5 protein-coding genes and 2 pseudogenes are annotated in these 9,639 nt (G+C 60.8%); 3 read left to right on the top strand and 4 right to left on the bottom strand.

Annotated elements, in window-relative coordinates; all coding sequences use genetic code 11:
- Positions 1–122: 122 nt before the first annotated feature.
- The 4 genes and pseudogenes from IE243_RS21080 to IE243_RS21065 all read right to left on the bottom strand — a co-directional run.
- Positions 123–308: pseudogene (locus IE243_RS21080) on the bottom strand (transposase); the annotation flags it as partial.
- A gap of 80 nt (positions 309–388) precedes the next feature.
- Complete coding sequence (locus IE243_RS21075) at positions 389–1,168, bottom strand: HEPN domain-containing protein (RefSeq protein WP_244643300.1); 780 nt, start codon at positions 1,166–1,168, stop codon at positions 389–391.
- Between the two features lie 25 nt (positions 1,169–1,193).
- Positions 1,194–1,460 carry a hypothetical protein gene (locus IE243_RS21070; protein ID WP_191321280.1) on the bottom strand — a complete coding sequence of 89 codons (267 nt, stop codon included), beginning with the start codon at positions 1,458–1,460 and terminating at the stop codon, positions 1,194–1,196.
- A gap of 187 nt (positions 1,461–1,647) precedes the next feature.
- Positions 1,648–2,655 carry a helix-turn-helix transcriptional regulator gene (locus IE243_RS21065; protein WP_191321279.1) on the bottom strand — a complete coding sequence of 336 codons (1,008 nt, stop codon included), beginning with the start codon at positions 2,653–2,655 and terminating at the stop codon, positions 1,648–1,650.
- 126 nt (positions 2,656–2,781) lie between these two features.
- On the opposite strand from IE243_RS21065, the gene IE243_RS21060 reads away from it, so the two are divergent.
- From IE243_RS21060 to IE243_RS24135, 3 genes and pseudogenes are all read left to right on the top strand, one after another.
- On the top strand, positions 2,782–3,291 hold the full coding sequence (locus IE243_RS21060) for a hypothetical protein (RefSeq protein WP_191321278.1): 510 nt from the start codon (positions 2,782–2,784) through the stop codon (positions 3,289–3,291).
- Positions 3,292–3,716: 425 nt separating this feature from the next.
- Entirely contained in the window at positions 3,717–6,263 is a 2,547-nt protein-coding gene (locus tag IE243_RS21055) for a PD-(D/E)XK nuclease family protein (RefSeq protein WP_191321277.1), read from the top strand.
- Positions 6,260–7,420, top strand: a pseudogene (locus IE243_RS24135) (UvrD-helicase domain-containing protein); the annotation flags it as partial. The gene IE243_RS21055 and the pseudogene IE243_RS24135, both read left to right, overlap by 4 nt.
- Positions 7,421–9,639: the final 2,219 nt, after the last annotated feature.

Genomic DNA, 9,639 nt, shown 5'->3' with positions numbered 1-9,639 from the left:
GCCATGGGCATACGCCTCGGACCCAATCAAGGCCGTGGCCTGAGAACAGCGGTTACGCTGCGGACAGCTATGCAGCTACACCGCCGCGCGCGATGCGCTCATCCACGATGGCGTGTTGGGACGTGGCAGGGGGGTGGGGGATCGATCTTGCGTATCTCAGCCCAGGGCGAGCCGGTGCGAAACCGCCACAAAATGCCGTTGAGCACACGCCTGTCGTTAACGCGCGGAACACCACGCGGCTTGTTCGGCAAAAGCGGCGCTATAATCGCCCATCCATGGTCGGTCAGTTCGTAGCGACGACGGCTCATCAAGGCTCCCAACAACCAGGAGCCTTGAATCACCAACCCATCAAACCGCCAACAACTTTATGAGTGTACGCCGTAATGCGTCAGGAGCTCACAACTGGATAGAACGGCATGCCCCAGTTCTCATGAGGGTTGTCCATCATAAGGTCGACAAAAATTGGAACGAGGAAGGATAGGATGGCGGCGCCATCCCGAACCTGCTGACGATTGATGTCGCCGGCCCAGGTGGCGCCGCCATGCACTAGCTGGTTGCGCAGTACATACAAACGGTCAAAGACAAAGCTAAGAACACGCGCCGTGTCCATTCGCGCGAAGGCATTCGTGAACGAGCGCGCTCCAGCCTCAAATCTCTCGTTCCAGTCGGCGTACCCTTCAATACCGTTATGATGCTGCCAGAATGGATGAAAGGTATACTGGTTTGCCATGAGGATTCTCACAGGTCCCGAGAACCTGTCCCAAATCGCCTTGTATATACGCTTCTCCCGATCCAGCGCGCTGAGCGAATTGAAGAACTCCAGGAAATTCGATCGCTCTCCCCATGGACCCGACTGAAGCTTGCGTTCGTCGGCATAGGCTGCGTTGAACGCAATCCATAGAAAAATAAACCGGCCGTCCTCATTCTGATCGCTCGACTCCGCACAGCCAATCCAACTGATGGACCGGTGGACCCGGAGTGACAATGGCTCTGGAAACGTACCGCGGATACGTCGCTGCTTGTCTTTCAGTTTTTGGAATTCCCCGGTATGTGACAATTTCTCCCCCCTTTGCATCGAGACATGCGATTCGCGCTCTGCCAGGCGCGAACGACGCAAACGTAACCGGCCCGGCCTTGCAACAGACCTTCGCCAGGCGCTCCAGTCCACCCCGGAATTCCGGGGCGATCCGGTGCTAGTCATTGTCGTTGGCGACGATATCCGCCAGTAGCTCATTCAGGACGGCAGCAGCGCCTATTGCGCTTCGCTTTGCCAAACCGTGTATCTCTTCCATGATGTCGGTGAACTCGAAATTAATTTCCCCATTGGTATCGACGTATGCCAAGTCCAGATCCCCGAACCGTTCCATGAGGGTGCCACTCTTGTCATATGTCGAGATAAAATAATCTCTGCTACCGGAGCCAGTTGGTGTTAACTGGATCGTCAGTGAGTTGTTGCCCACGTGATAGCCTGAAGGTCCATCCAAATTTGTCGTCACGTGCTGTCTGAACTAATTGGCGGACCAGGTTCCTGTACTTGTCAACGAGCAACATGTTTCCCCTCTCTGGTAGCGGATACGGATGAACGTCACCAGCCACTTTGATTTGAACCTGCACATGCGCTCGCAAGTTGATGGTTCGGTCACTGGACTACGGAAAGCCCGGGAAATCCGTACGCCGGAATGGATGAACTGCTTCCCTCAAACTGGCAGGTTCAAGGACCTCCACCTGGTCTCCCCACTGATAGAGAAACCACGCCATCTCCAGTGATCCAGCTGCTTCAAACGAGACCAGAAGCGATCCGTCCGCCTGCACCTCAAGCCTCTGGCTAGGATGAAAGAAAAAGGTTCCTGCGTGGGGTGCGGCTGTGGACGAGAACTTCCAAACCACCTTCTGAAAATCTTCCTGCCGGAAAAAGGAGCCAAACGCCCGCTTGGCATAGTCATGCAAATTAAAGTCTGATGGTGGCGTTCCTGCCTCGTCAAGGAGCCTCACGTCAGTCATCCGGTCTATCCGCCATCTGGTTGGCTGGCCGTCCCCTGAGGTATGCGCGAGACGCGCTATGAGATAGCTGCGTGCACCAAGGATCACGCCATATGGCACGACAATGCGGGAGGTCGTGGGCCCTGAACCGGTTGCATAGCAAAACCTCAGCTTCTGCATCCCCAGCAACGCGCCTGATATTGTTGCCATCAGGTTTGCCGGGGCGGGCACGCGGGGGCCGGGGCGGATAGCCAGATGATGGGTCTGGAGGATTGCCTCAAAATCCGTATCCGTTCGGCTGCGGACGCGGGAATCTATGGATATCTTGATCGTCTGAAGGACCTTGGCGAGCCTTTCAGCTGCGGAATGGTCGATCGCATGCAGGGCCGCCACCCCCAAATCGATTGAAGCTAGATCTTCGGCAGTGATCCCGGCCAGCCTGCCAATCCTGGCGGGACTGAGGTTCACCCATTTGCCTTCGTCTGTTGAGCCTTCTTCATATGCGTCTGGAAACTGGACGCGAAGCTCCGCAAGAATCCGCTGTGTCCGGCGCCGTGCCGCCTTGGCATTTCCCTGACCCCACCGGCGATCAATCTCTTTCAATAGCAGGCCGCTGTGTGAGGCAGAGAGTTCCATTGCCAGTTGCAGCAGTTCACCAGCTTTCGCGTAGCTCATCGTCCATCCGCCAGCTCTTCACGAGCACCACAATGATCGCATGGGGCGACAGAATTTGTCGCCCGAGCGTGGCATCAGTTGGCCACCAAAAATTGCGTCTTGCAAGATGGCCCTGCGGAGTGATCGATGTCGTCAAAGGTAACGGGCCGGAAGAATGCGCAAGGCTGCAGTTGCAAGGCTCTGGTGAGGAATATCGCAGGCATCAGCGCTGGAGTTTCCAGCACGGTTTTTGTGGTCCACACCGGAATTGCTGATGCGGCCAGATTTGCGACGCCCCCGGATTTCGCTCTGCTGGTGCTGGCGGGGTTCCTGACGTTCGCATGCACGTCGTTGCTGGCAATAGCGGGATACAGGCTGGGCGCGGCCGTACTCGGCTGCATTCGGCCAGACTGTCTGTCTGTAAGGGGAGGGGGGCTTGAGCTTTCCAACGGAAGGCTCGTCTGGGCAATTGTTTTCCGAATACTGGGGATGGCGCTAGGTGTTCTCCTGGGGCTGGCGGCCGGCATTACAACCTATGACCCCCTGGCGCTGGGAAATGCTGACGGTAGCGGCCGGGCGCACATTGAAAACCAGCTTGCTGCCGCCGGGCATATCTTGCCAATTTGTCCGCGATGCCAAAGGAAGATTGGCGCTTGATGTGGCGATGCAGCGAACTGGCCGTCTGGTTCTCCTGTCATTTCAGGGACCTTGGCATTCGTGTCCCTGAATTGCCTTCGGACGCGGGCCCTGTGCACGCCGGCAATGGGCACAATAATCTGGTAATTCTTGATGAACTGCTGGCGGCCGCTTCAGAGAAAGCAGGAGATGCGTGACTGACGAGTGGAGGAAGTTAAAATTCGACGCGAAGGTGGATGCATGAGGCCGGCACGTGTGAATAGGATCAAGGGCGTGTTCAGGCAGGTCGCTTTCCGGGGAGCCCGTGGACGTCGGGCAAGGAAATAGACGGTGCGGGATTGCGACGATACGTGGGCGGTTGGCGCCCCAAAATGGGCAGTGCGCCCACTATCGGTGATGGACTGATCCCTAGCGCTGGTGCGCGCCACATTCGGACTGAAACAAGCATGCATTACCCGTTCCTCGTCGTCGATCCACGTTCCGGTTTGCAGTATCGGCTGACAGATACCGGCTTGGCCGAGCTATCTCTGGCTCCGATCACGCCGGAGTGGTCTCCGGGGCGCGCCATATCCGAGGCGCCCGATCCGGTCTGGGCGGATAGCCTCGCCAACGCACCGGTCGAGACGATTTCGGCTGTGGCGGCTGCGCTAGAAGATCTCGTGCTGGCTACACCTGACTTGCGGGCGCCTACGGTCGATCAACTGCCTGACAGCCGAGCAAAGCGGCATCTCTCGGCACTGATCGATCTGTGGCGGACATTGGGGAACGATCTACCCGAAGGTCTTGCCACGGTGCGCCATGTGCTGAACCTCCCCAATGGATGCTTTCTCGACCCGGTTCCGGTGGTAGAAGGCTCGCTCGATCCGCTAGCGTCTGCCGCGATGAAGGCGCTTTATGCCCGCCTGAAGGAGGAGTTTGGTTCGGTTCCAGCCTCCCGTCGACTCGGAGCAGCCGAAGCCGGCAGTCGGCTGCACGCTCTACAGGGCGGGGTAGTCGCACCGCAGCTAGAAGCCGCGCCCCTCGACAGTAGTCTTGCTTTTTTCGGCCTGCGCGATCCGGCGGCCGCGGCCGATTTCGCTGCCGCCCGCGCCCGTGCGCTGATCGATGAGGGTATTCCAGCGCGCGAGATTTCCGTGCTTGCCGCAGGCGATACACGCCAGATCGCTCGCGCTTTTTCGGCCCAAGGCGTGCCGCTGTCGGGTTTGCCAGCAGCCTTGCCCCAACGTGACATTGTTGGCGAGACCGCGCTGCATCTGGCGCTGGCCAAACGCCCGCCGACACCGGCGATGGTGCTGGCGGCCCTTGCACTTTCGCCCTTGATGCCGTGGCCCGCCCAGACCGGGCGCGATCTGTCGGAGATGCTGATGCGCGGCGACTTCCGCGGCGCGATCTTGACCGCAACTCCTGCCCACAAGGAGCTTTGGGACGATATCCGTGCCTCAGCAGGCAGCATGGCGCAGTTACGTTTTCTCCTCGACCGTATTTGCGCGCAACTTGCGCAGGGCGAGCAGGTCAGGGCGCGTCTGCCGATCTCGTCGGGCGAAGGCCCCCCAGATTGGGAGGCGATCTTACGGGGTATTCCGCTCATGCCGCCCACAAGCGCCGGGCAAGACCGGAATCTGGAGGGCGTCAGCCTGTGGTCCGCGCATGAAAGCCCTTGGCGGCCCTGTCGGCACTTGATCGTGACCGATTTCACCGACGGGCTTTACCCTACCCGGCCGCGCGCCAACCCACTGTTTCTTGACAGCGAGATTACTGCGCTCCGCGGGGCCACAGGCCTGACATTGTGCGGCCGGGCCGAGGGGCTGGCGCGGGGTCTTTCGTTCTTTGACCAGCAGATGCAGGCGGTGACTGACAGCATCACGTTCCTCGTTCCGTGGCGCGATCTGTCGGGCGCGCGTTTGCAGCCTTCTGCGGGGCTTTCGCTGGTGGCGCGGGCCATCACCGGTGTCGAGGATGCCAGCGATCTGATCACTGATCTGTCACGTCTTTCACCCGGCGACTGGCCGGTTGCGCATCATCATCTGCCGCCTTTGGCTGAGGCCCCCGAACTGCCTGTTTCGCTTGATTTTGTGGGCCGAGATCTCCTGTCATTACGTTTGCGCGATGATGGCACGCCGAAACCACAATCCCCCTCGCGATTGGAAACGCTTCTCGTCAGTCCGCTCGCGTGGCTTTTGGGTGAGGTGGGGGCCGAGGACATGTCCTGGTCGGCCGAGGAACTGGACGTCATGGCCAAAGGCAGTATCGCGCATGACGTTTTCGAACATGTCTTCCTAAAGGGGCAGTCTATCCCGGACCCTGACACATTGGCCGTGGTGGTGCCCGAGGCCTATGAACGCGCTCTGATCCGCCATGCCGGTTACATGCGCAGCCCGTCATGGGAGATGGAGCGCAGGGGGCTTGAGCGCGAGATCATGGCCGCCGCCCTTCGTTGGCGTGACCATCTGCTGGCGCTCAAGGCAAAGATTGTCGGTAACGAGATCTGGCTGGCCGGTGAGGCGTACGGCATCAACCTGCATGGCAAGGCGGATGCGATCCTTGAATTACCGGATGGCGCGCTGCTGATCGTTGACCACAAAAAAAGCGGCACTTCGGGGCGGCGCAGGCGGATGGAGGCAGGTTGGGACCTGCAGGCCGGCCTGTATCGGGACATGATCGCACGACCGCACAGGCGCGAGGGCGATGGAATGGATCCATTGATCGGCCGCAAGGTCGCCGTTGCCTATCATCTGATGAATGATGGCGGTCTTTTGACATCCGGCCTGCCGCTGACTGACGGCTCGCTTGGCCGCGACATGGGCGATGCAGTGAATGGAGGTGCTGTGGAAAAACTGGCCGAGCGGCTGGCGGAACTCGGCGCAGGCCGTGTGGTGCTAAACACATCCGAGGATGAAGCCTTCTTCAAGAAGGAGGCCGGCTTCACCCCCTATGCGCTGGCTGACGGCTCGGCCCTCGTCACCGCCTTCATCCGTCCGATCGAGGAGGAATGACCATGGATCACGGACTGGTCATCGTCCCCGCCGGCGCGGGCGCTGGCAAAACCCACCGCATCAAGACGCAGCTTTCCGACTGGGTGAAACGCGGCGTGGTGCGGCCTGAACGCATCCTTGCCGTCACCTTCACCGAGACGGCAGCGGGCGAGTTGCGCGAACGGATCCGCGCCGGACTTTTGGCTGATGGACTGGTTTCCGAGGCGATGGCGGTCGAACGTGCTTATGTCTCCACGATCCACGGGCTTGGCCTCAGGCTCCTGACTGAGCACGCGCTGGCGGCGGGCGCTTCACCGCAACCGCGCCATCTGGGCGATGCCGAGCGTGACCTTTTGATCCGTCAGGCCCTGGCACACGCCAAATCGCTCGACCCGATCAAAGCCGAGCCAGAGCGCTTCGGCTATGAGGCGAACTGGCAAAAAGGCGCGACGGTCGAGGACAATTTGCGCGGTCGGGTTCTTTCGATGATCGACCTTCTTCGTGGTCTTGGCGACAAAGGGCGAGATCCCGGTCTGATCGCGCCAGCGCTCTCGCGGCTTGATGAGGTTTACGGCGAAGTGCTGAGGGATCCTGCTTCCGCCGCCGCCGCGCTGACAGCTGCAGTTCTGGCGATGGTCGCAGCCTTTCCCGATGGCGGCATGGCCAATGTGACGGCCAAGGGGCCGCGTGAGATACTTGAAAAGAACCTGGCCCTGCTCCGCCGCGTGTCGCGTGATCCAGAGCTGCTCGGGCGGGACTGGAGAGCCTGGCAAGGCCTGCGCGGATTGCTTACGTCGAATAGCCGCTCGAAAACACCAGAGGGCTATGACGAACTGGCGACCGCCATCATCGCGGCAGCTGATGTCTTGCCGGCCCATCCCGGGCCGCTAGCAGATGCGAAGCTGCACCTGTCGTGTTTGATAGCATGTGCACAAGAGGTGATGGGGGCCTACGAGACCCGCAAGAAGGCCCTTGGCCTGATCGATTTCGCCGACATGATCGTCGGGGCCGAGAGGCTCTTGCGTACGGATACTGTGGTACGGCAGGCCGTGCTGGATGAGATCGATTGCGTCATCATCGATGAATTCCAGGACACCAATCCCGTGCAATTCGCGCTTTTGTGGCAACTCGGGGCGCATGCGCCCCGTACGCTGTTGGTGGGCGACGTGAAACAGTCGATCATGGGCTTTCAGGGTGCTGACGCGCGGCTTTCGCAGGCCTTGGCGGCAGCGAACCCGGACGCAACGCAGCCACTGGATCGGAACTGGCGCTCGACGCCGGCGGTGATGGACTTCGTCAATGCGATGGGCGCGAGCCTATTTGGCGCGAGTTACAATCCTCTAGCTCCGACCCGCGATCCGGTCGCTGGCCCGGCCATTGAAGTGCTGAATGCCGTCAAATCGCGTGGTGTGCGTACAGCATCGCAGCCGCATGAGCATGTTGCAGAGCGTATCGCCCGCATCCTGATGGACGGCGACACCACCACCGACCGCTACACGCAGGTGACGCGCCCGGTACGACCCTCGGACATCGCACTCCTCGTATGTCGCCACACCACCGCCGCACGCTATGCCGAGGAGCTGCGCGCGCGCGGCGTTCCCGTGCGCATCAGTGAAAATGGCTGGGCGAAAAGTCCCGTCGTCACGGCCGCCCGCGCCGCACTGGCCTTCGCCGCGAACCCTGCCGACATCCATTCGGGGCTTTTGCTGCGCACGCTTGGTCCTGATCCACTGCCTCTGCAAGTGGCGCTTTCCTCACAGATCGGCGGGCGGTTAGCGGATGACCCGGTGCTGATGCGGCTTGCAGCCCTGTCGGACCGGCTTGCAAGCCTGCCGGTTGGAGCCGGCCTCGATCTGGTGCTTGATGCCGCCGACCTGCGGTTTTGGGCCGATAGCCAGCCCGATGCGGCCCAGTCCCGCGCTGATCTTTTGCGGCTTGAGGCCGAGGCGGGCGAATTCGAGGCTGCACATCGTGACCTTAGAGCCGCTTCGGGCTTCCATGGCGAAACGGCGAAAGTGTTCCTCGGCTGGATCGATGCCCGTGCGGACGAGCGTGACTTCGACCGCCGTCCTGACCCGGCAGCCAACAATGCAGAAGCGGTCGAGATCGTGACCTGGCATGCCTCAAAGGGGCGCGAATGGCCGATCACCGTAGTGGCCGAATTCGACAATGCCATTGAGGAGCGGCCTGGCTCTACTGCGACGCGTTTCGATGCCCTTGGCCGGATCGACGATATGGCTCTTGTGCTTGGCTCTGCCGCGCTGATTCATACGCCCGGCTTTGTGGCGCCCGAGGCCGAGCGACGCTTCATCGAAGACCGTCGCCCGGATTTTGAGGCCAATGCGAAGAATCTCCTTTATGTCGCGCTGACCCGTGCCCGTGACCGGCTGGTGCTGGAATGGCCGGGCTTTCTCAAAGATCGCGAGGAGGGCGCGCCCGAGGCAAAAAACCTGTTCCACATTCTTGAGGACAGTTGCACCCCCCAGATCGCGGCCGGCTGCCTGCGGATCGGTGGCGTGGACTGCCCTGCGGTCATCACGCAACTACCCGAACAGGCGAGTTTTACCGAATATGCGAACGGGGCCACCATTGTGGCTTCCCGCTTCGGTCCGGCGACGGCTTTGCCCGCAGCGCCCCTGACGCCTTGGCGGCTGCAACCGTCACAAAACCGCAGCGCGGGTGCTGCGCCGGAAACCCGCAGGATAGACATTGGTGCGCCATGGCCCAAGACGCTTAACGACGCCACACGCGGCACGGCGCTGCATCTGGCCTTGCGTACCTGCCTGACCCGGCCTGAACTCATCCCGGCACTGGCCGCTGCCACCGGGCTCGAGGAAACCATGATCACGCTGGTTTCCGAGCGCGCCGAGACGTTGAGAAACTGGCTGGCGGCCGAGGGCTATACTGACCTGCAGGCCGAAATCCCGGTCCTGGGGTTCTCGCCGGAGGGGGCCGAAATCCCCGGCACCATCGATCTTCTGGCCGTTGGATCAGGGGGGTGCATACTTATCGACCATAAATCCGGCGGCGGGGGCGAGGGTTTCGGTTCCTACTGGCCACAGCTGTCAAGCTATGTGGCACTGGTGGCCAAGCTGTTCCCGCACCACCCGCTGAAAGGGGTGGCGGTGTTCTGGGTCGACCACGGGCGACTGGAATTGGCCGGGCCACAGTCCGCCGGCGGATCGCCGGACCTCTGCGACGGGGTAGCCCCGCTCAGTGATCTGCGCGACTGAATTGCGCTTGAAATCAGTAGTGAAATTGCCGGCCACCATCATAGCCTCCTTGTCTCAGAATTAGGGAAGAAGGCGTCCATAAATCTAGGGGCTATTCACAGTAAGCTTAGAGCGGTTTTCGAACGTCTAGAATCATAAGAGGTTCCCCCTTCGCGAGATTTCTG

The organism is Camelimonas fluminis (assembly GCF_014656355.1).
Taxonomy (GTDB): domain Bacteria; phylum Pseudomonadota; class Alphaproteobacteria; order Rhizobiales; family Beijerinckiaceae; genus Camelimonas; species Camelimonas fluminis.
Note: the sequence above shows the minus strand (reverse complement) of the source record. Positions and strands in the feature narration are given on the sequence as shown.

What these genes read in the sequence shown, in the direction of transcription:
- IE243_RS21065 (WP_191321279.1), bottom strand. Translation starts at nt 2,655, where the DNA reads ATGAGCTACGCGAAAGCTGGTGAACTGCTGCAACTGGCAATGGAACTC.
- IE243_RS21060 (WP_191321278.1), top strand. Translation starts at nt 2,782, where the DNA reads ATGTCGTCAAAGGTAACGGGCCGGAAGAATGCGCAAGGCTGCAGTTGC.
- IE243_RS21055 (WP_191321277.1), top strand. Translation starts at nt 3,717, where the DNA reads ATGCATTACCCGTTCCTCGTCGTCGATCCACGTTCCGGTTTGCAGTAT.